General features: G+C 71.7%; 17 protein-coding genes. 5 read left to right on the plus strand and 12 right to left on the minus strand.

Annotation, left to right across the window (positions count from 1 at the left end):
- Positions 1–12: 12 nt before the first annotated feature.
- The 8 genes from VZQ01_RS37300 to VZQ01_RS37335 form a co-directional block, all read right to left on the minus strand.
- Positions 13–1,806 (minus strand): GGDEF domain-containing response regulator, encoded by a 1,794-nt coding sequence (locus VZQ01_RS37300; RefSeq protein ID WP_426746041.1) that lies wholly within the window; start codon positions 1,804–1,806, stop codon positions 13–15.
- Between the two features lie 87 nt (positions 1,807–1,893).
- The gene (locus VZQ01_RS37305; RefSeq protein ID WP_426746042.1) at positions 1,894–3,321 is read right to left on the minus strand and encodes a CHASE2 domain-containing protein; all 1,428 of its coding nucleotides are present in this window, start codon (positions 3,319–3,321) and stop codon (positions 1,894–1,896) included.
- Between the two features lie 9 nt (positions 3,322–3,330).
- Complete coding sequence (locus VZQ01_RS37310) at positions 3,331–4,503, minus strand: FecR family protein (protein ID WP_426746043.1); 1,173 nt, start codon at positions 4,501–4,503, stop codon at positions 3,331–3,333.
- Complete coding sequence (locus tag VZQ01_RS37315; protein ID WP_426746044.1) at positions 4,500–6,311, minus strand: OmpA family protein; 1,812 nt, start codon at positions 6,309–6,311, stop codon at positions 4,500–4,502. Before VZQ01_RS37315 ends, VZQ01_RS37310 begins: the two co-directional genes overlap by 4 nt.
- On the minus strand, positions 6,311–6,685 hold the full coding sequence (locus VZQ01_RS37320; protein ID WP_046718138.1) for a response regulator: 375 nt from the start codon (positions 6,683–6,685) through the stop codon (positions 6,311–6,313). The genes VZQ01_RS37315 and VZQ01_RS37320 overlap by 1 nt, the downstream gene beginning before the upstream one ends.
- A 110-nt stretch (positions 6,686–6,795) precedes the next feature.
- A complete protein-coding gene (locus tag VZQ01_RS37325; protein WP_223747606.1) occupies positions 6,796–8,157 on the minus strand; it encodes a sigma-54-dependent transcriptional regulator in 1,362 nt (453 codons plus the stop codon).
- On the minus strand, positions 8,154–10,277 hold the full coding sequence (locus VZQ01_RS37330) for a PAS domain-containing sensor histidine kinase (protein ID WP_426746045.1): 2,124 nt from the start codon (positions 10,275–10,277) through the stop codon (positions 8,154–8,156). The genes VZQ01_RS37325 and VZQ01_RS37330 overlap by 4 nt, the downstream gene beginning before the upstream one ends.
- A gap of 124 nt (positions 10,278–10,401) precedes the next feature.
- Positions 10,402–11,073, minus strand: a complete 672-nt coding sequence (locus VZQ01_RS37335; protein ID WP_223747608.1) for a phosphoribosyltransferase — start codon at positions 11,071–11,073, stop codon at positions 10,402–10,404.
- 1,361 nt (positions 11,074–12,434) lie between these two features.
- Between VZQ01_RS37335 and VZQ01_RS37340 the strand changes: the two genes are divergently transcribed.
- Positions 12,435–12,587 carry a hypothetical protein gene (locus tag VZQ01_RS37340; RefSeq protein WP_426746046.1) on the plus strand — a complete coding sequence of 51 codons (153 nt, stop codon included), beginning with the start codon at positions 12,435–12,437 and terminating at the stop codon, positions 12,585–12,587.
- A gap of 6 nt (positions 12,588–12,593) precedes the next feature.
- On the opposite strand, the gene VZQ01_RS37345 is transcribed toward VZQ01_RS37340, so the two are convergent.
- Positions 12,594–12,854 (minus strand): hypothetical protein, encoded by a 261-nt coding sequence (locus tag VZQ01_RS37345; protein ID WP_223747610.1) that lies wholly within the window; start codon positions 12,852–12,854, stop codon positions 12,594–12,596.
- A 237-nt stretch (positions 12,855–13,091) separates the two neighbouring features.
- Between VZQ01_RS37345 and VZQ01_RS37350 the strand changes: the two genes are divergently transcribed.
- The 4 genes from VZQ01_RS37350 to VZQ01_RS37365 all read left to right on the plus strand — a co-directional run bounded on the left by VZQ01_RS37350 (position 13,092) and on the right by VZQ01_RS37365 (position 17,416).
- On the plus strand, positions 13,092–14,267 hold the full coding sequence (locus VZQ01_RS37350; protein ID WP_426746047.1) for an SRPBCC family protein: 1,176 nt from the start codon (positions 13,092–13,094) through the stop codon (positions 14,265–14,267).
- A gap of 164 nt (positions 14,268–14,431) precedes the next feature.
- Positions 14,432–15,625, plus strand: coding sequence for a sensor histidine kinase (locus tag VZQ01_RS37355; protein ID WP_223785145.1), 1,194 nt, complete (start codon positions 14,432–14,434; stop codon positions 15,623–15,625).
- A complete protein-coding gene (locus VZQ01_RS37360; RefSeq protein ID WP_223785146.1) occupies positions 15,600–16,313 on the plus strand; it encodes a response regulator in 714 nt (237 codons plus the stop codon). The genes VZQ01_RS37355 and VZQ01_RS37360 overlap by 26 nt, the downstream gene beginning before the upstream one ends.
- Positions 16,310–17,416: a sensor histidine kinase gene (locus VZQ01_RS37365; RefSeq protein WP_223785147.1), complete on the plus strand. Its 1,107-nt coding sequence runs from the start codon at positions 16,310–16,312 to the stop codon at positions 17,414–17,416. The genes VZQ01_RS37360 and VZQ01_RS37365 overlap by 4 nt, the downstream gene beginning before the upstream one ends.
- A gap of 124 nt (positions 17,417–17,540) precedes the next feature.
- On the opposite strand, the gene VZQ01_RS37370 is transcribed toward VZQ01_RS37365, so the two are convergent.
- From VZQ01_RS37370 to VZQ01_RS37380, 3 genes are all read right to left on the minus strand, one after another.
- Positions 17,541–19,460 carry a M56 family metallopeptidase gene (locus tag VZQ01_RS37370; RefSeq protein ID WP_426746048.1) on the minus strand — a complete coding sequence of 640 codons (1,920 nt, stop codon included), beginning with the start codon at positions 19,458–19,460 and terminating at the stop codon, positions 17,541–17,543.
- Complete coding sequence (locus VZQ01_RS37375; protein WP_046714442.1) at positions 19,460–19,852, minus strand: BlaI/MecI/CopY family transcriptional regulator; 393 nt, start codon at positions 19,850–19,852, stop codon at positions 19,460–19,462. The genes VZQ01_RS37370 and VZQ01_RS37375 overlap by 1 nt, the downstream gene beginning before the upstream one ends.
- A 108-nt stretch (positions 19,853–19,960) precedes the next feature.
- Positions 19,961–21,385, minus strand: coding sequence for a sigma-54-dependent transcriptional regulator (locus tag VZQ01_RS37380; protein ID WP_408890074.1), 1,425 nt, complete (start codon positions 21,383–21,385; stop codon positions 19,961–19,963).

A 21,385-nucleotide genomic window follows, 5' to 3' on the forward strand; every position in this document is an offset into this window, starting at 1 on the left:
TTCCCCCGTCCCTCAGCCCGCGGTGCTCCGAGCGCGATGCTCCGCCTTCACCCGCGCGAGCGCCGCATGGGCCCTGGCGAGCGTCTGCCCCGGGTCCTCTTCACCCTCCACCGCCACGGCGACGGTGTGGACCTCGAACGTCTCCAGTTCGGAGAGCAGGTGCTCCCGCAGCGCCTCGGTGGCGCCCGCGTCCAATCCCGGAAGCGCCACCAGCAGCGTGCCGCCCTCCCAGCGCACCGCGAAGCCCGTGGGCGCCCCCACCGGCTCCAGGTGCCGCGCCACATCGCGCAGCGCCGTGTCTCCCGCGTCGAACCCGTGTCGCAGGTTGAGTTGTCCCAGCCCCACCAGGTCCACCAACAGCACGCCGCAAGGCACCCCGTCCCTCCGGCATCGACCAATCTCCCGCAGCAGGCGCTCCTCGCCCGCGCGACGCTTGGCCAGCCCCGTCAGCGTGTCCACCCGCAGCATCCGCTCGCGCTCCTCACGCGGCGACACCCCTCCTGGCTCCGAGAGCGTCAGCAGCTGTGCCATGCCGCCGGGGATGGGGAACGGTCTCGCCACCCACCGGATGCGCCGGGGGCGGGGATGCTCCAGCGTCAACGACAGGTGCAGCCCCCGCGACGTGTCCGACGCCAGGTCGAGCAACGGCGAGTGCCCCGTCGGGTCCGCCGTCAGGCTCGCGACGTGCTGACGGAAGCTGTCGAAGGACAGCCTCGGGATGTCCTCCAGCGTCAGCCCCAACATCTCCGCCAGCGCGGCGTTGCCCGCGAAGGGCTGCCGGCCCGGAGCCACCAGCAGCGTGGCCACGTCGAGCGCCTGGATCGCGTCCCGCACCTGAGTCAGCGCGGCCAGCTCCGAGCGCGAGGGCTCCTGTCGCGAGCGGCTCCAATCCCTCGCATCCGACCTCGCCCGGGACTTCAGCTCCAGGTCCCCGGCCACGCGCCGGGCCAGCTCCCGCAGCGCCGCCATGTCCTCGGTGCCGAGCACCAGGGGCCGCGTGTCGATGACACACAGCGTGCCCAGCACCTCACCGCTCGGCGTCACCAGCGGTGCGCCCGCGTAGCTGCCCACGATGCCGTCGCGCACCAGCGGGTTGTCCTTGAACACCGGGTGCCGGGTGGCGTCCGGCACCACCAGCGACTCGCGCCCCATCACCACGTGGTGACAGAAGGCCCAGTCCCGGGGCGTGCCCCGGTCCCTCGCCAGCGCGTGCGGCAGCCCCACGTGCGCCTTGAACCACTGCCTGTCCCCCAGCACCAACGTCAGCAACGCCACGGGCACACCGAAGGCCTGCGCCACCTCGGTGACCAGCTCCTGGAGCTCCGCCTCCGGAGGGCCATCGTCCACCAGGTGCAGCGCGTCGATGTGCGCCAGCCGCTGGTGCTCGTCGTTGGGGCCGCTCTCCGTGGGCGTGACGGGCAGGGGACGCTGTCCCGCGAGGACCCGGCGCACGGTGTCCCGCACCGTCTCCGTCGGCGCGCGTCGGCTGAGCAACGAGTGGATGCCGAGCGCCTCCTTGAGCTGCCACGCGCGCACCCGCAGCTCGTCGAACGCCGTCACCACCACCACCTGCGTGCCGCCCGCGTCCTGTCGCTCGCGCAGCCACGACAGCAACGTGAAGCCATCCACGCGCGGCAGGGCCAGGTCCGTGAGCAGCAGGGCCGGGGCGCTGCGCTGGCGGACCACCTCCTGGGCCTCCGCGCCATCCCGGGCCAGGACACCCTCGATCCCTTCCCCCGCGACGAGGGTGAGCAGGCTGGCGGCGCGGTGGGGGTCGGGCTCGGCGATGAGGGCGTAGCGGGCCATGTCTCATGGATGCTGCCACGGATGGGCCCGCACCGGTGATGGTCCCCACCCCGCGAGGTTGTTCGGGCAACGCTGGCCGCCCGGCCGCTACCGCCCCTCGCCCGGCGGCGCCGACGTCCCCGGCGCGGACTGGGGATAGCGCACGAAGAGTCGACGCAGGGCCCCGCGCTGGCGGCCCAGCTCCTCCGCCCGGAGCGCCGAGTCCACCAGCAGCATCAGCCCCAGCCCCAGGCCCCCCGGCACCAGCGGCAGCACCCAGCCCAGGTCCGCCGCCAGCCACCCCACCAGCGCCACGTGCAGCACGCCCAGGACCAGCGCGGTGCTCCCCACCGCCCCCAACGTCCGGACGCGACGACAGCGCCAGCCGAACACCCACAGCAGCGCCACCGTCTCCAGCAAACCCACGAGCGCCACCCTGCCCGATGAGCGCATCAGCCGGTCCGCGCGGAGGTTGTCCAGTGCGAAGGCGTGGATCTCCACCCCCGGCACCGCCACCTGGCCCGGCAGCGTGCTCTGTCCGTGCAGCCCCGTCGCGGTGACGCCGACGAAGAGCGTCTTGCCCCGCAGCGCCAGGTCCAGCCCCACCGAGCGCGGATCCGCCTGGAGCACGTCCGCCAGGCTCACCCTCGGCAGCCAGTCAGGGGAGGGCAGCCGCATCAGCGGGGCGCCCTGGTCCACGCTCGCCCGGCGCAGCAGGGACTCCGACTGCTCCGGCATCAGCTTCAGCGCCGTCGCCAGCGCCAGCGAGGGCCACCTCCGTCCGTCCACGTCGACGGCGAACGGATAGCGCCGGATGACACCATCCGCGTCCACCAGCATGTTCAGGGTGCCGCTGCCATGCGCCGCCATCCGCAGCGGGGCGATGCTGCCCGCGACACCTCGGGCCTGGAGCCGCAGCCGGTCCACGGGCATCGCCACCGAATCGGCGGCCGCGGTGTCCTCGAGCGGCGCCGTCATCGAGACCTCGTCCATCAACGCCGCGGCGCCCAGGATGACGGCGCCGTTCTCCCCGAGCGCCTCCGCCAGTCGCGCGTCGCCATCCTGCTCGCGCAGCCGGTCCTCCAGGTCCGCCACCAGCGCCGCCCCCGCGGGCTGCCCGGCGAGCCCCGACTCCCGCAGCGCCGCCAGCACGTCCTCGCCCAGCTCCAGCGCGTCGCGCGGCCCGGGCTGGTCGAACACAACGTCCACCGCCACCGCCGCCGGACGCTGCGCCGCCAGGGCCTTGAAGGCCCGCGCCCACGTGGCCCGCGACAGGGGCCAGCGCTCACCCAGCGCCATCAGCGCCCGGTCATCCACCTCCACCAGCACCAGGTCCGCGCTGCGAGGGACCCCCGGCAAGAGCCGGCTGACGACCTGGTCATAGAGCGAGCGCTCCAGGGGCCCCGGCGCTCCGCCCGTCGCCGCCGTCACGCACGCCAGCGCCACGCCCACTCCCGCCGCCACCACGCGAAGCAGCCCCGGAGAGGGGCGGGGAAGCCAGGGGCCTCGCGCAGGCGTGTCGGGGCTCGGGTTCATCGGCGCGTCTCAGGGCCTCAGCTCGAACGCATGGATCTTGGAAGGGAAGCCGATGAAGTCGTCCTTGTCCACCGGCAACACGCGCCAGAACCACTTGCCCGTGTGCTCCCCGGGCACTGTCAGCGTGAGTCCCGTGGCCTCGTGGGTCCGCACGCCCGCGGCGAAGTCCGCCGTCCGCGCCAGCTCCACGCGGTAGTGCTTCGCCTCCTTCACCTCGAACCACTTCAGCGTGGGCGGCGTGGCGAACGTCCCGCCGCGAGGCCCTTCGAGTCGCGGCGCCGTGAGCAGCGCGCGGGGCGCCTCGGGAGCGACGCCGGGCAGCACGCGCGAGCCCTGGCCCGCGCCCACGTCGACCTCCGCCCCCTGCGCGCCGAGCGCCACCTTGCCCTCGAGCGTCTCCAGGCGACTGACGCCGTCCTCCTTCGCCGTCACGCGGAACTGCGTGCCGCGCACCCCGGCCACCGCGCCGCGCGTGCGCACCTCGAACACGGAGCCCTCGCCACCGGGCGCGGCCACCGTCTCCACCGAGCCCTTCAAGAGCTCCAGGCGGACCACGCGCGTGCCCTGGGCGCTCAGCTCCAGGGTGCCCAGCCGCAAGAGGCTGTCGGGCTGCACACGCACCCGGCTCGCGTCCGCCAGCTCCAGCTCCGCGCTCGCGTCGCTGGCCGTCTGGAACAGCTCGCCCGTGTGGAGCGAGTCACCGATGGCGCGCGGCTGCAGCGCGTCCTCCGTGGCGCCCGCCAGGATGCTTCCACCCGCCGCGCGCACGCGGGCCACGCGGGGCTGCGCGGGGCGCTCGACGTAGGCGAGCTGGAGCTGCCCCGGCTGTCCCGGCACCGCGGGAGGCGCCACCACGGACACGCGCGTCTGGGGCACGCCCGCCGCCACCAGCACCTGCGCCGCCGCCTTCGCCACCGCGAGGCCCTGGCCTCCCAGCCGCTCCGCGTCCGGCAGCCGGGCGGCCACCGTCACCGAGCGGATGGCGGGACGGGCCACGAGCGCCTGTCCCACGTGCTTCAGGCACTGCTCCGTCTCCGGGCCCTGGGGTGCGAGCGTGCGGCCCAGCTCCACGCGGCCATTGTTGAAGCGCACGCCGCCGCACGGCTCCGCGCCCTGCGACTGCGCGAGCACGGGCGAGCCCGAGAGCGTCAGCACCATCAGCCAGGAAGTGGACCGACTCATGGCGTGGCCTCCCCCGCCGAGGAGTCGGCGGCCTTCACGATGTTGAACTCGACGCGGCGGTTGTTCTCGCGTCCCTTGGGCGTCTTGTTGGTGTCCACCGGCTTCGTCTCGCCGAAGCCCACCGCCTCCAGGCGCTCCGGCGCGATGCCGGACTTCACCAGGAAGGCCTTCACGTTGTTGGCGCGGCGCTGCGACAGGTCCAGGTTCTTCGCGTCCGAGCCCTGGCTGTCGGTGTGGCCCTCCACGCGCACCAGCTGGAGCTGCGGGTTCGCCTTGAGCACCGAGGCCACCTGCGCGAGCAGGCTGAACGACTTGGGCAGGATGACGTCCTTGCTCGTGGCGAAGTAGACCTTCTCCAGGATGACGATGCGCGAGCCCTCCAGGCGCACGCTCGACGTGCCCTGGTCGGGGCAGCCGTCCTCGTCCTTCACGCCGTTGATGGTCTCCGCCTCCAGCGGGCACGCGTCGGCCGTGTCGGGGATGCCGTCCCTGTCGTTGTCCGGGTCGGGGCAGCCGTCCGCGTCCTCGAAGCCATCCAGGTCCTCGGGCTCGCTGGGGCAGCGGTCCTCGCTGTCGACGATGCCGTCCTGGTCCGTGTCCACGGGGGCGGGGGGGAGCGTCATCGGCGCGCTCGCCTCGGGGGCCTGGGTGGGTGCGTCCTCGGACGCGGGAGCGTGCTCGCCAGGCGAATCGGGGCAGCCGTCCTCGTCCTGATAGCCGTTGAAGGTCTCCGGCTCGCCGGGGCACACGTCCGGTCCATCGAGGATGCCGTCGTTGTCGTCGTCCGGGTCCAGGCAGTGGTCGTCGTCCTGGAAGCCGTCGTAGTCCTCGGGGCCGAGCGTGCACGCGGGGGCCGACGAGGGCGCCGAGGCCGCCGTCCAGCTCAGTCCACCCAGCACGCGGAAGCTCGGGGTGCCATAGCCTCGGGTGAGGCCGGGGCCCGCGCCCACATGGGCCGCGAGCTCACGGGTGAAGCGGTACTTCACCGCGCCGAGCGCCTCCAGGGGCCGCTCCTCCGTGTTCGTCTCCTTCAACCCCAGCGCGCCCGCGAGCGTCGCGGCGACCGAGAGCTTCTCGGTGAGCGGCACCTCGGCGCCGATTCCGTACGCGAACTCGCTGCCCACGCGCAGGTTGCGCAGCCGCTCCTCGCCGCGCAGGTTCACGCCCACGTTGGCGAGCAGGCGCACGCGCTCGGTGGCCCACTCGGCGATGAGCCTCGGCTGGAAGGTGAGCCCGTCGGAGCCCAGGAACTCGTCGCCTCCCGAGGTGGGAATCGTCACCGACGCGGCCACGGCCAGGTGCAGGCCTCCGTCCGTGGACAGGAGGCGCGCCTTGGGGACCAGCCGCAAATCCCCGATGCCCGTGGCATCCACGCCCTGCGCCAGCGACGGGGCCACCTCTCCCGCGGGCTGCGACGTGGTGGTGGAGATGGGCAGCGCCACGCCGACCTCCAGCCAGTCGAACAGCGCCAGCGCGCCCAGCACGTCCACGGTGAGCTGGCTGTCGACGATGCGGTAGACGAACGCGTCCCGCCTCGGGTCCAGCAGGTTGAGCGGATCATCCGCGTAGTTGACCGACAGCCCCAGGTTCCAGTCGAGGTGCCGGCCCACGCGCGCGCCGTGCAGCCCCAGCACGTCGTAGGCACCCGGGCCGGGCTTGTACTGCTGCACGTCGATGGCCTGGGAGGCCGGAATCTGAGCCTGGGCGCCGCTCGCCAGCAACAGCGCCAGCGCGAACCACGCCCACGGGCGGGTGGGAGGAAAAAGCACTCGCATGCTCCGACGGTGCCAGAAGGGCACCACCCACATCAACGTGCCGCCAACAATTGCGACACGTGTTGGGCCAGGGAAGGCAGGGGTTGCGGCTTGGGCAAGACCAGGTCGACGCCGAGCTCACGGGCCCGGGCCGTCAGCTCCGGAGAAGCGAAGGCCGTGAGCAGCACCACGCGGGTGTCCGGGGTGAAGCGGCGCACGAAGTCCGCCAGCACCAGCCCCTCCTCGGACTGCGTGCCGCTCAGCCGCAGGTCGCTGATGACCAGGTCGTAGCGGCCCGTCGTCATCAACCCCAGCGCCTCATCGAGCGCTTGCGCCGAGTCCACGCGGTAGCCGGCCCCCGAGAAGAACTGCCCCAACACCCAGCACAGGGTGGATTCGTCGTCGACGATGAGGAGGTTCTGAGACACGCGGCCGCCGGAGAGCAAGCCTGGGGCCAACCGTACTCAGGCCCCCCGCGATACGACTTTCCCGATACTTGCGGGCTGTCGCCCGGTGCCTCGTCCACCTTGCGTCCAGATCACGGATCCGATTTCTGGAATCCAGATCTGTTGATTCCCAAACGCTTGAGGCGCTCGTAGAGGGAGGAGCGGGGGATGCCCAGGCGGACGGCGGCGCGCTCGACGTGGCCGTTCTCCCGGCGAAGCACGCGCTCGATGTGGCGGCGCTCGAGCTCCTCGAGGGTCAGGTCATCCTCGGCGGCGGGCTCGTCGGGGGAGGACTCGAAGCGCAGGTCGCCGCGGGACAGGGCGCCGCCGCCGGAGAGCAGCACGGCGCGCTCCAGGACGTTGCGCAACTCGCGGATGTTGCCGGGCCAGGCGTAGCGCATCAGGGCCGTCTCGGCGTCCGGCTGGAGGCCCACGCCGCCGCGTCCGCGCGCGGTGCCCATCTCCGCGAGGAAGCTCCGGGCCAGCACGGGGATGTCCTCAGGGCGCTCGCGCAGGGCGGGCACGTGGAGGATGAGGGTGCTGACGCGGAAGTACAAATCGCTGCGGAAGCGCTTCTCGCGGGTGGCGGTGCCCAGGTCCTGGTGCGTGGCGGCGATGAGGCGCACGTCGACGCGCCTGTCGCGCACGTCGCCCAGCCTCCGGAAGCGCTTCTCCTCCAGCACCTTGAGGAGCTTGGGCTGGACGGTGAGGTCCATGTCGCCAATCTCGTCGAGGAAGAGGGTGCCCCGGTCGGCGACCTCCAGCAGGCCCTGCTTGTTGGCCACCGCGCCCGTGAAGGCGCCCTTCTCGTGGCCGAACAGCTCCGAGTCGAGCAAGTCCCTGGACAGCGCCGCGCAGTTGAGGTCGACGAAGGGCGCGTCGGCGCGGGGGCCGCCTTCATGCAGCCAGCGCGCGAGCACGCTCTTGCCGCTGCCCGTCTCGCCGGTGACGAGCACGGGGCTGTCGCTGTGCTGCATGCGCTCGGCCTCGGCGCGCAGGTTCTGGATGGCGACGCTGGTGCCCAGGAACGGGTCCACCGAGGCGCGCGCGGTGCGCGACAGGTCCGCGCGCAGGCGCTGCCGCTCGCGGCGCTGGGCGACCAGGCGCTCCAGCACGACCTTGAGGACGGCGAGCTCCACGGGCTTGGTGAGGAACTGCTCGGCGCCCTCCTTCACGGCCTGCACGGCCAGCTCGATGGAGCCATGGCCGGTGAGGACGACCAGGGGCACGGCCGCGTCGATCTCCTTGAGGCGCGGGAGCAGCTCCAGGGCGGTGCCGTCCGTGAGGCGGTAGTCCACCACGGCCACGTCGGGGCGGTGCGTGCGGAAGACCTCCTGGGCCTCGGCGAGGCTCTGGGCTTCGTCCACGTCGAAGCCGTGGGCGGTGAGATAGCCCCTCATGCCGAGCCGGACGCCGGGCTCGTCGTCCACGAGGAGGATGCGGGTACGGGTCATGAGGCGAGCGAGTCTAGGGGCACGGTGGCCGGAGGCGAGGAAACCGCTGGTAGCAGCAGGGTGACTTCGGCGCCACCCTCGGGGTGGTTTCCCAGGCGGATGGCGCCCTGGTGCTCCTCGAGGATGCGCTGGACGATGGACAGGCCCAGGCCGGTGCCACCCCGGCGCTTGCTGAAGAAGGGCTCGAAGACGTGGGGCAGGTCCTCCTCGCGGAAGCCCGGGCCGCCGTCGCGCACGGTGCAGCGCACCCAGGCGCGGCCCTCCTCCTCGAGCACCGCGGTGGACACGCGCACGGTGGCGCCCGCGGGGGAGTGCTGCACGGCGTTCTCCAGCACGTTGCGGAAGACATGGAACAGCCGCCGCGAGTCCATGCGCACGGGCGGCAGGGACTCGGTGAGCAGCGGCGCCACGGCCACGCGGGCCTGCTCGCCGGTGAGGGCGCACGCGGCCAGGGCCTCCTCGACGACGGGGCGCACGGGGCCCTCCACCCATTCGCCGCGCGTGGGCCGGCCGTACTCGAACAGCTCCTGGGTGAGGTGGTTGAGGCGGCGCACCTCGCCGCGCAGGACGTCCATGTACGGGGCCAGGTCGGCGCGCTGGCCCACGGTGGCCTCCACCGCGTCCACCACGGCGGAGATGGAGAAGAGGGGGTTTCTCACCTCGTGGGCCACGCCCGCGACGATGGCGCCCATGACGGCCATGGTCTCACTGCGGCGCAGGCTGGCCTGCAGCTCGAGCAGCCGGGTGACTTCGGTGGCGACCAGGATGATGCGTGAGTCGTCGCCTCCGGCCTCGTCGACCCAGGCGGCGGACAGCTCCCAGGTGCGGCGCGAGTGCGGGTCGGTGACTTCGCGGGTGATGGTGCCGTGGGTGCGGCGCAGCTCGTCGATGAGGGGCGGGGTGCTGGACCAGGGCGGCCTGCTGGCGGCGGTGGACAGGGGCTGGCCGGAGGGGTCCAGGCCGCCGAACAGCGCGCAGGCCGGGGCGTTGAGGCGGTGGATGACGCCGTCCGCGCCGAGCACGAGCAGGGGGGCGGCGACGGCGTCGAAGGTGCGGGTCCACTCCTGGGCGGAGCGGCGGAAGCTGTCGTGGAGGCGCTGGCGCAGCTCGTCCGCGAGGTAGCGGTCGGTGATGTCGGTGACGACGCAGCCGACGTGGAGCTCGCCCTGGGTGTCTCGCGCGGAGGCGGCGGCGCGGCTGCGGACCCAGCGCACGCGGCCGTCGGCGCAGATGAGGCGGTGTTCCAGTTCCACCTCGGAGCCGGGGGCGAGCGACTCGATGCGGGAGCGGTAGCGCGCGCGGTCCTCGGGGTGGATCATCTCCGCCCAGAGGCGGGGCGGGCCGCCGCCGGGGGAGGGCTCGACGAAGGCGGAGGCGGGGTAGCCGGTGGTGCGCTCGATGACGGGGGTGCAGTAGAAGTCGCGCAGCCTGCCGTCGCGCAGCTTGCCGCCCCAGAGGTAGTCGGGCAGGGAGCGGGTGAGGACGTCGAGGCGGCCCTCGTGCTCCTGGAGGGATTGCTCGGCGCGCATGCGCTCGGTGAGCTCGGAGAGGGAGGCGATGACGCCGAGGACTTCGCCGCCGGCGCCGCGCACGCGCGAGTAGCTGCCGAACCAGAAGCGGGGCTCGCCGGGGGCGGCGGGGGTTTCGACTTCGAGGCAGGTGTCCTGGACGGGGGCGTCGGTGCCGAGGGCGCGCTCGAGGCGTGGGGCGAGGAGTCGGCCCAGCTCGGGCATGACCTCGGTGACGTGGCGGCCCAGGTGTCCACCGGCGGGCAGGCCGTTCATGGCGGCGAGCGCGGTGTTGACGTGGATGTAGCGCAGGTTGCGGTCGAAGAAGGCGAAGCCGACGGGGGTGACGTCCATGAGGGCGTCGCGCAGGGCGCTGGAGTCACCGGCGCTGCGGAGGGCTGCGTCGCGCTCGCGGCGGGTTCGCTCGCGGGCGTGGGCGAGCAGGAGGGCGGGGACGCCCGCGCAGGTGAGGACGAGCGCGGAGGTGGCGAGGATGCGGGGCAGGGGATTGGCCGCGTCCGCGCTGGTCCAGGCCCATTCGATGAGGGCGGCGAGCGCGGCGGCGGTGAAGGCGGCCAGGAGCATCTGACTGCGTGAGGGGAACTCGTGCATGGGGGCGTGGGCCGCGCGAGCCTACCTGGAATCCAGGGGCGCGCCGTGCATCGAGGCCCAGGGACGGGTGCCCTCGTCGTCTGGTGGGCAAGGGGGCGGGTCCGGGGTGCGCCGCGGGGGTGGCTCAGACTCCTGGCCGCGGCGCGGCGTCATGGGCCGAGCGGGCGAGGAGGTCCTGGACCTCTTCGTCGGAGGTCTGGTCGAAGTGCCGGTACCACAGGCCCACGGCGCCGAAGGGCTCCGGGGTCCGGGCACACACCATCTCGTCGACGAGTGGTGCCAGGGCGTCGCAGGTGTCGGGAGGGGCGACGGGGACGGCGACGGTGATGCGGGAGGGGTGCTGCAGGCGCAGGGCGGCGACGGCGGCGCGCATGGTGGAGCCGGTGGCGAGGCCGTCGTCGACGAGGATGACGTCGCATCCGTGGACATCGAGGGCGGGGCGGCCCTGGCGGTAGCTGACTTCGCGACGCTGGAGCTCGCGGGTTTCATGCGCGGTGACGGCGTCGAGCTGCGCGGAGGTGATGCCGAGCTCGTCGATGACCTCGGGGTTGAGGACGCGTGTGCCGCCGGTGGCGATGGCACCCATGGCGAGTTCCTCGTGGCCGGGCGTGCCCAGCTTGCGGACGATGAAGACGTCCAGCGGGGCGCCGAGCGCGCGGGCGACTTCATAGGCGACAGGGACACCGCCGCGTGGGAGCGCGAGCACGCGGGTGTCGGGACGGTGGGCGTGGTGGCGGAGCAGCCGCGCGAGGGCCCGGCCCGCCGTGGAGCGATCCTGGAACGCGGGTCCTGTCATGTGTGGCTCCTCGGTGCGTGCGTGGATGGACGTGCCTCGGAGTTCAACGTGGTCATGCACTCAGCGGAGGTGCACGGACGGCCTAGTCACATGCTGCTGCCCGAGCCCTGTTTGGCTCGGGCCCATGGAGCGTGGCATGGCGCTTCTCTTTTTCACACGCAATGACTCAGGGGCTGCGAATGTTTCTGCTTGGGTACGCGTCACGGTGTCCAGCGGATGCGTTTCACTCCACCACGGTTGATGCACTTGCCCCGGGCCCAAGGCTCACAGTCGGAGCAGGCCACATGCGTGTTGTCGTAGTAGCCATCACAGCACCTTACGTTGCAGGTCGTGAGGTCCGACCGACAGACGTCGTGCCATTCGAGTCTGCATGTTTGGACGGATAGGGATTCAGGTTCGCCTTCGGAGACTGGTGATGAAGTCTCGGAGTACATCTCGGGCGACGCCTCCGCTGTGTTGTCCATGGGTGGGAGACTTGGATTCTCGCCAAGGCTGTCATTGTGCTCGGGGCCACATGCTCCCAGCATCAGTGCACAGCTCAACATCCACAAGAATGTCCGATTGGGGATCGACATGGTTCAGGCCAGGGGTTGAAGAAGAGACCCTGGTCATAGGGGAGAGCCAGGGCGGCCAGATACTGCATCCAGTGTCTGGTTGATCTGAGAATGGAGCCCGGGTTGGCCGGTTGGCCACTGTCTGGGATGACCGGGTCGCTATCTGCTGCCGGACATTCCCTATTCGTGGTCGACGCAGAGGGGATGGGTTCCCTGCTCGGGCACGGCCCGTCTGGGCCCTGTGGGCATGCTCTCTGGCCCGTGAAGCAGTTCGTCTTCCTGCGAGGTCGACGTAGACGTGGGCGACCACTCAGGGTGAGAGTTTGCATCCATGACGACCGTGAACATCAAGATTCTCTGGCCGCATGAAGCCATCCGGGCTCGTCCGGGGATGTACTTGGAGGGTGCCTCTGATCCGTGCTCGCAGGCCGAGGTGTTGCTCAAGTTGACTGTCGAGAGCATGGCCATCACAGGTAATGGTGCCGAGCGGCTTCCGGTCGTGCTCCGGCTCTGGCCAGGCCCCGCATTCGAGATGACCTGCCCCTGGCAGTGTTCTTCGTCCGAGTTTCTTGGCCGTGGGCGCTCCACCCTCAGCTCCATCGAGTGGAGAATGTTGAACCTTTTCGCGGGGGCCCAAGGACTTGGGAGTTCCTCGATGGCCACGGCATTCTACTCAGTGCCTTGTCATCCCGCGTACTCCTGCAGGTCTCGAACGGAGAGCGATGCCGCGAGAGTGCCTACTCCCGAGGCGGCCTCATCTCTCCCTTGCAGGACTCAAGGACAGGCCCGTCGAACGGCTCGTGCGTCGTGTTCGAGCTGGACCCACTCTTCTTCAATGATGCAGCGAGAGCGCACGTGCACTCGGATGAAGTGCTCGACGCCCTCGCGGCCCGGTTCTCCTGGCTGACCATCGCCCAGCGCGCATCGGACGTTCGCGCGGGCGACCCGTGGTCGCCGTGAGCCTCTCTACGCGATGATGTTCGGCTTGCCCGGCTGCCCGGGAGGCGGCGGGTCGTGAATCCCCGGCGGCGAGATGTCAGGCGGCAGGGGAGGCTCGATCTCCGGCGGTTGCTTGCGCGGCGGCTCCTCGGCGGGAGGCTGCCGGAAGGGCGGCTCATGCTGGGGCTGCCGAGGGTCCGGCTCCTTGACCGGCGCGTTGGGCTCGGGCTCGGGAGGCAGGGGCGTCGGGTGCGGAGTCCCGGGGATCGGCGGCTGCTGCGTGGGCATTCTTGCGGCGCTCCTTGAAGGGATTCGGTCCGTCTGCCCGCTCAAGGTGTGCACGCCCGGCCATGCGGGCACCTTCCCGCACACGCTCGCGTGGGCCACCCAGGCTCTCGTGGCCCTCACGCGCGGGGGCCGTGCTCACGGGGCCCGGCTCGGACGTCCCGTGGTTGCTGCATCGCGCCATGTCCGCCGTCAGGTTCTCCCGATGGGACTTATCGACAACCCAACAGGAGGCACTTCATGAAGGCAGCCATTTGGGGGCTCGGGGGACTGGGGCTGGGCGTGGGGCTGATGTACTGGAGCGATCCACGCAGCGGCCGCTGGCGCAGGTCTCATCTACAGGGCAGGGCCGTGCACGCCGCCCACGAGGCCAGCTCCGCGGTCGACGTCGTCCGCCGCGACCTGGCCCAGCGCTCGCGAGGCCTGTTCTTCGAGTCCGTCAGTCGCTTCCGCTCGGAGCCCGTCGACGACGTCACCCTCACCGAGCGCGTCCGCGCGGCCCTCGGACGGGTCTGCTCGCATCCGGGCTCCGTGAAGGTGTCCGCAAGGGACGGCATCGTCACGCTCGAGGGCTCCATCCTGCTCGAGGAGCTCAAGTCCGCCGTTCCCTACCTCGGCCGCGTCCGAGGCGTGCGCGGCGTGGACAATCGACTGCTCCCCTTCGCCCAGCCCGGCCGCCAGTCCGAGCTCCAGGGCGGCATCGCGCGGCGACGCCCCTTCGGCTCCAGGCACTGGTCCCCCTCGTCACGCTTCTTCGGCGCGCTCGGAGGTATCTCCCTCGCATCCTGGGCGCTCCAGCAACGCGGTGTCCTGGGCTCGCTCCTGGGACTCGGCGGCGCGGTCCTCGGCATCCGCGCGCTCAGCAACCTGGAGCTGCGCCGGCTCACGGGTATCGGCGCGGGGCCTCGCGCCATCACCCTGCACAAGGACATCACCGTGAACGCGCCCGTGGAGGAGGTCTTCGCCTTCTGGGACGCGATGCAGAACTTCCCGCGCTTCATGACCCACGTGGACGAGGTGCGCGTCGACGAGCGCGGTCGCTCCCACTGGAAGGTCCGTGGCCCCGCCGGCCTCCACTTCGAATGGGAAGCCGTCGTCACGAAGCGAGTGCCCAACCAGCTCCTCGCCTGGAAGAGCGTGAAGGGCACCTCCGTGGAGAACGCCGGCGTCATCCACTTCGAGCCGACCGCGAAGGGCGGCACCCGGGTGGACATCCGCCTGTCATACAACCCGCCTGCCGGCGCCATCGGCCACGCCTTCGCCCGCCTGCTGGGCGTCGACCCCAAGCGGCAGATGGACGACGACCTCCTGCGCTTCAAGTCCCTGCTCGAGCGCGGCAAGGCCACCGGCCACGAGACCGTGACGCGCGAGTCCCTGGCCCCGAACCGGAGCGGGCGGACCTCCCTGATGCACTGACGCGCCGCCGTCACGCAGGATTTGCGCGCCCCGGACCATGAGCTCCGAGGCGCGCATTTCTTGCGCGCCACCGGGTCGCCCGGACCCGCTGCGGGCTGGCGCGGTGCTTGCTGCGGAGTTGCTCGTCCGATGTGGGGCGAGCGGTTAATGTCCGCCCCGAAACCATGGCGGAAACCTTGTTCGAGGAGCTGAAGCGGTACGTGGGGTTCGGAGCGCGGGACGAGCTGTCACTCGTCGGCCTCCACTCCCTCGCGAAGCCGCACTTCCCCCGCATCGCGCGCGTCTTCTACGACCGCATCCTGGAGCACGAGGGCGCCCGCCAGGCGCTCGAGGGCGGCGAGAGCCAGGTGGGCCACCTGCGAGGCACGCTCCAGGTGTGGATGGACCAGCTGCTGCGCGGCCCGTGGGATGAGGCGTACTTCGCGCTGCGCTGCCGCATCGGCCGCATGCACGTGCGAATCTCCCTGGAGCAGCACTACATGTTCGGCGCGATGAACGTGCTGCGCCAGGAGCTCAACGCCATCATCGACACGGCGTTCACCACCCAGCCCCAGGTGCTCCACGACACGCGCGCGGCGCTCGGCCGCATCCTGGACCTGGAGCTGGCCATCATGCTCCACACCTACCGCGAGGACCTGCTCGCGCAGCAGGCGCGCACCGAGCGCCTGGCCACCTTCGGCCAGCTCGTCGGCTCCATCGGCCACGAGCTGCGCAACCCGCTGGGCGTCATCGAGACCTCGCTCTACATCCTGCGCAGCCGTCAGGGCGCCACGGTGGACGAGCGCACCGCCAAGCACCTGGACCGCATCGGCGAGCAGGTGGGCATCGCCAACCACATCGTGTCCGACCTGCTCGACATGATTCGCGACCGCCCCCTCCAGCGGCAGGAGGTCTGGTTGGACGAGGTCTGGCAGGAGGCCCTCAAGGCCGTGGTCCGCCCCGAGAACGTCCGTGTCAGCGCGGAGGGCCTGGTGTCCCTGCCCGCGGTGCACGGCGACGCGGGGCAGCTGCGCCAGGTGTTCGTCAACCTGCTGGAGAACGCGGTGCAGGCGCTCGAGGAGTCCGGCGGGGACATCTCGCTCCACGGCTCGACGAGCGACGCCGGTCAGGTGGAGCTGGTGCTGGAGGATTCGGGGCCCGGCCTCAGCGAGGCCATCCGCGAGCGCCTCTTCGAGCCGCTGATGACCACGAAGGCGCGGGGCATCGGTCTGGGCCTGCCGCTCGTGCGCCGCATCCTGGAGCGGCACGGCGGCTCCATCACCTACGCGCCCCGGGCCGGCGCGGGTGCCCGGTTCGTGCTTCAGCTCCCCAAGTCCCCCGAGGAGGGCACTCGTGCGACGCTACCTCCTGCTCGATGACAACCGGGCGTTGGCGGAGAACCTCGCCGAAATCCTCCGCGACGAGGGCCACCAGGCCACCGTCGTCTCCACGGGCGACGAGGCCCTGCGCGCGGTGGGCGCCACGCGCTTCGACGCGCTGGTGACGGACATGCGCATGCCGGGGATGAGCGGCGCGGACGCGGTGCGCTGCATCCGGCGCGTGGACCCGGGCATCGCCACCGTCGTCATGACGGCCTATCCCCGTGAGGACGACCTGGAGACCGCGCGGCGTGAAGGGCTGCTCGCGGTGCTGCCCAAGCCCGTCCCCATCTCCACGTTGATGGAGCTGCTCGCCAACGCACGACGCGACGGCCTGGTGGTGGTGGCCGAGGACGACCCGGCGCTCAGCGACAACCTCTCCGAGCTGTTGCGCGCCAGGGGCTTCTCGTGCGTGACGGTGAGCTCCGCGCTGGACGCGGACCTGCTCTCCTGCGCGATGCCGTTCGCGGCGCTGGTGGACCTGCGCATGCCCGGAGGCCCGGACGGTGAGGCGCTGCGGCGCCTGCGCGCGCGCTTCCCCAGTCTGTCCACCTTCGTCATGACGGCCTGGCCGGACCTGGCGCCCCTCGGCGAGGGCGTGGATGTCTACTCGAAGCCCTTCGACACCGGCGCGCTCATGGGCGCGCTGGAGACCGCGCACGCCGCGCGCCCCGTGTCCTCTCCATGACCGAGCCCAACTCCCAGTCCCCCGCGCGAGTCCTCGTCGTGGACGACAACGCGGCGTTCCTGGACAACCTCGATGAGCTGCTCGGCGACGCGGGCTACGTGGTGCACGCGGCGTCGACCTGTCGGGGCGCGCGGGAGAAGGCTCGCGACGGGTTCGACGTGGCGCTGGTGGACCTGCGGCTGCCGGACGGAGACGGCACGGCGCTGGCGGCGGAGCTGAAGGAGGGCTCGCCGGACTCGGAGGTGGTGCTGCTCACCGGCTTCGCCACGCTGGAGACGGCGGTGGCGGCGGTGCGCGCGGGCGCGTGCGCATATCTCATGAAGCCCTGCGCGCCGCGAGAGCTGCTCCTGACGCTGGAGCAGGCGATGCGGCAGGTGCGGCTGCACGCGGAGAAGCGGGAGCTGGCCCGACGCGCGCAAGTGACGGAGAAGCTGGCCGCGGTGGGGACCATGACGGCGGGGCTGTCCCACGAGATTCGCAACCCGCTCAACGCCGCGGCCCTCCAGCTGTCCGTGCTGGAGCGTCGGGTGCGCAGGCTGCCGGACCACCAGCAGGGCACGTTGCTGGAGCCGCTCCTGCTCGTGCGCGACGAGATTCGCCGGCTGGACCACATCCTGGAGGACTTCCTCCAGTTCGCCCGGCCCCGTGAGTTCCGCCCCGGCTCCGTGGACGTGAAGGCGCTGGTGCGCCGCGTGGTGGACCTCTTGAGCAGTCAGGCGGAGACGCGCAAGGTGTCGCTGACGCAGGTGGTGCCGGAGTCGAACCTGCCCGCGCTCTCCGGTGAGGAGGAGCGACTGCGGCAGGTGCTCATCAACCTGTGCCTCAACGCGCTGGAGTCCACGCCCGCCGGAGGCCACGTGACGCTCACCGTGGGCACCGAGGACACGCGCGTGTGGCTCACGGTGGACGACACGGGCTCGGGCGTCCCGGAGGCGATGAGGGACCGCATCTTCGAGCCCTTCTTCACCACCAAGGCGCAGGGCTCCGGGCTGGGGCTGCCCATCGTCCACGCCATCGTCACGCAGCACGGCGGGACGCTGGAGGTGGGCACCGCACCGAGCGGCGGCGCCCGCTTCCTCCTGCGGCTCCCGATGGCGCGCTAAGTAGGTCGCCACAAGTTCCGAGACAAATGCAGGGACCTTGCCCGTTCCCGCTCCGCCTCGGATTCGCTCAGGAACATTTGGCGATCTACTTAGGGCGACGCGCCACCGGGGGCTTCACGTCACTTCAGAAGCCGGCGACGGGAGGCGTCACCACGCTGGACGCGGAGACGCTCGCGCAGAGGATGCAGGCGCTCTGGCTGGAGCCGTCCGCGCGCTTGCCGGGCTTGTCCGCGCTGGCGAGCTGCTGGTCCCTGCCGCCACCGGGCTCATTGGTGAACCAGATGTCGAACTCGTAGTGCACGGGCACCGGCTTGCCGTCGAGCGTCGCGGGCTCGTAGCGCCACGTCGTCAGGGTGCGGATGACGCCTTCCTCCAGACCGGAGAGGCTCTGCAGCGACTTGCAGTTGGTGACGCTGCCCTCGGCGGTGATGGTGCACCGGGTGACGATGGAGCCCTTGGGGACGGCGGAGATGCGCGAGCGCAGGTTCTGGGTGATGTCCTGGAAGGCGAGCCGCTGCCCGGACACGAAGCGGGGCGGGGTGATGCCGGGCCCCAGCGTGAAGGCGCCGTCGTCCTCCGGTTGGGGACGGGGCGGCGTCGGCGCGGCGGGCGGCGTCGTGGCCGGAGTGAGCGCGGGCAGCGCCGCGGCCATCACCTGCATCGAGATGCTGTCGTGCTCCACCTGCGCTTCGTCCACCGGCGTCTCGTGGCTCTCCACGGCCACGGCCTCGGAGGGGACGGCGGGCTCCACGTCGAGCGGGTAGGGCGTCCTGGGGAGCTGCGTGCGCGCAATCCCCTGCGTGTCGGGGATGAGCAGCGGCCGGGGGCTGGGCTCGCGCGCCTTGCGAGGCGCGGTCGAGACCTTGTGGAGCACGCGCGTCGGACGGCTGGGCGTCTTGGAGGTCAGGTCGAGCGGGAGGATGCGGGGCGCCGGAGCCACCAGGGGCCGATGCACGGGCGGGGTGACCTCCGTGAAGGCGCGCTCGTGCTTCGCCACCGGCGCCACGTCCAGGGCCTGGGGCGCCACGGCCATCGCCGTCATCGGCACCTGTGAGGAGCCCAGCGCCACGGCGAGCGCCGCGCCACCCAGTCCACTCACCAGCCGCCACGAGCGACGAGGCGCCCGCGTGTCGGGGACCGACAGCAGCCGCCGGATGCGGCCCAGCAGCGAGCCCCCATCCGCGCCCAGCGCGAGCAGCGCGGACGGCGGCGCGCGCAGTTGCTCGATGTGCGCCAGCGCGCGGGCGTAGAGGACCGCGTCGCCACACGACTGCACGGCCTGGTCATCGGCGCAGTGCTCGCGCTCCTCGCGGATGCGGTGGGACAGCCACCAGACGGCCGGGTGGTAGAACAAGAACGTCTCCACCAGCGCCTGGAGCAGGTTGACCAGGTAGTCGTGCCGCTGGATGTGCGCGAGCTCGTGGGAGAGCACCGCCTCCAGCTGCTGCGGCGACAGCCCGGTGATGGCCCCCGCGGGCACGAGGATGAGCGGACGCCACAGGCCGATGACCTGGGGCACGTCGATGCGCGTGGACGCCATCAGCCGCACGGGGCGCGACATCCGCAGCTTCGCGAGCGCGCGCTCCATCGCCTCGCGCCAGACGCTGTCGGGCTCGCGGGTGTGCAGCCTCGACAGCCGCTGCGCCGCGTACCAGGAGACGAGCGTCCGGGCCGACAGCAGCAGCACGCCGGCGCACCACGCCGGCAGCAGCCAGGGCCGCAACAGCTCCAGCCAGGTCATGGTGACCTCGGCCGTGGGCGCCAGGTCCGCCACCACGACCTCGCGGGCCACCGCCGCCGGAGCGAGCGCCTGGGGGGCGAGGCCCACCGAGGCCGCCGCGGCCGGCCCCTCCATGAGGGCCCGCAGGAAGGTCACGAGCGGCAACACCGCCATGGTCGCGAGCCCCAGGCACGCGACGACATAGCGCCCCTTCGCCGAGCGGCGCGACATCATCGCCAGCAGCCCCGCCACGACGAGGGCCACCGCGCCGCCCTGCCAGACGAAGTCGATGAGGGCCCGTTCCAGCGCGTCCAGCACGTGCATCACTTCCCCCGCCTCTCGTGCTCGTCCAGCAGCTTCCGGATCTCCGCCAGCTCCTGCGCCGAGGCCCGCTTCATCGACAGGGCCTGGGCGACGACGCTCGACGCCGAGCCCCCGAAGGCGCGGTCCATCAGGTCTCTCAGCAGGTCACGCTGCGTGCGCTTCTGGCTGAGGGCCGCCTCGTAGACGTGCGTGCGCTCACTCTCGTCGCGCTGCACGAGCCCCTTCTCCGTCATGTTCTGGAGGAGCTTGAGGACGGTGGTGTAGCCGGTGTCCTTCTCCTGCGTGCCTCGGAGGGACTCATGCACCTGCCGCACGGTGCTGGGCCCCAACTGCCAGAGGACTCGGAGGATGGCCAGCTCGGCGCGCGTCGGCTGCGGTGGAACGGGCGTCATTCGCGAAAGTATTACGACGTATGTCGTATCTGTCAACGACACTCGTCGTAGATGCCCAGGGACGGGACACCGCGTCAGCGCGGGAGGACGGGTGTCCCGGGGCGCAGCTCAGGACTCCGCGGCCAGGTCCGGGCCGTTGGGCTCGTCGCCGTCGAGCCGGGCGGGGGCGCCGTCCGACTGGGCGCCGTACTCCTTGAGGCGGTACTGGATCTTGCGCACGCTGATGCCCAGCACCTCCGCCGCGCGCGAGGTGGAGCCCTGCACCATCTCCAGCGTGCGCAGGATGGCCTCCCGCTCGATGGCGGCCAGCGTGGCGCCGGGGATGAGCGAACCCTGGCTGGTGCCCGAGGGCCGGGGGCCGCGCAGGACCGGGGGCAGGTCGTCGGTGGTCAGCTCCTGGCCCTGGGTGAGCACCACCGCGCGCTCGATGGCGTTCTCCAGCTCGCGGATGTTGCCCGGCCAGTCGTGCGCGAGCAGGGCCTGGAGCGTGCCCGGGGCCAGCCCCCGGACCTGCTTGCCGTAGGAGTCGCCGTACTTCTCCAGGAAGTGGTTCACCAGGGCGGGGATGTCGCTCTTGCGCTCGCGCAGGGCCGGGAGCGTCACGCTGACGACATTGAGCCGGTAGTAGAGGTCCTCGCGGAAGCGGCCCGCCTTCACCTCCGCGGCCAGGTCGCGGTGCGTGGCGGCCACGATTCGCACGTCCACCTTGAGCGTCTGGGTGCCGCCCACGCGCTCCAGCTCGCGCTGCTGGAGCACGCGCAGCAGCTTCACCTGCACGGTGGGGGAGATCTCCCCGATTTCATCCAGGAACAGCGTGCCGCCGTCGGCCAGCTCGAAGCGGCCCTCCTTGCGCGCGATGGCGCCGGTGAAGGCGCCCTTCTCGTGGCCGAACAGCTCGCTCTCCAGCAGGTTCTCGGACAGCGCGGCGCAGTGCACGCGGATGAAGGGCTTGTCGCGGCGGGGCGACTCCTGGTGCAGCGCCTGGGCGATGAGCTCCTTGCCCGTGCCGGACTCGCCCAGGATGAGCACCGTGGCGCGCGTGCTGGCCGCGCGGCGGATGACGTCGTAGATGCCCTGCAACTGCGGCGACTCGCCGATGATGTCGTGGAAGCGCCGCACGCGGGTGCGGACCTGGTCCCTGAGCGCCTCCGCCTCCTGGCGCAGGCTGCGCTTCTCCAGGGCCTTGGACAGGGTGACGAGCACCTGGTCCGCGTCCAGCGGCTTGAGCAGGAAGTTGTCGGCGCCGGACTTCATCGCCTCCACCGCCATCTCCACGCTGGCGAAGGCCGTCATCATGACGAACGTGGCGTCGCTGCCCTGCTCGCGCGCGGCGCGCAGCAGGCTCAGGCCGTCCATCTTCGGCATGCGCACGTCGGTGAGCACCACGGCGGGGGAGAAGTCCGCCACGCGCGCGAGCGCCTCGGCGCCGTCGGCGGCCTCGGCCACGTCGTAGCCCTCCTCGTTCAGGATGGTGGCGATGGCTTTGCGGGCGTTGTCCTCATCGTCGACGACCAGGATGCGCTGTGCGGACAT

Source organism: Myxococcus faecalis, assembly GCF_050039385.1.
Taxonomy (GTDB): domain Bacteria; phylum Myxococcota; class Myxococcia; order Myxococcales; family Myxococcaceae; genus Myxococcus; species Myxococcus fulvus.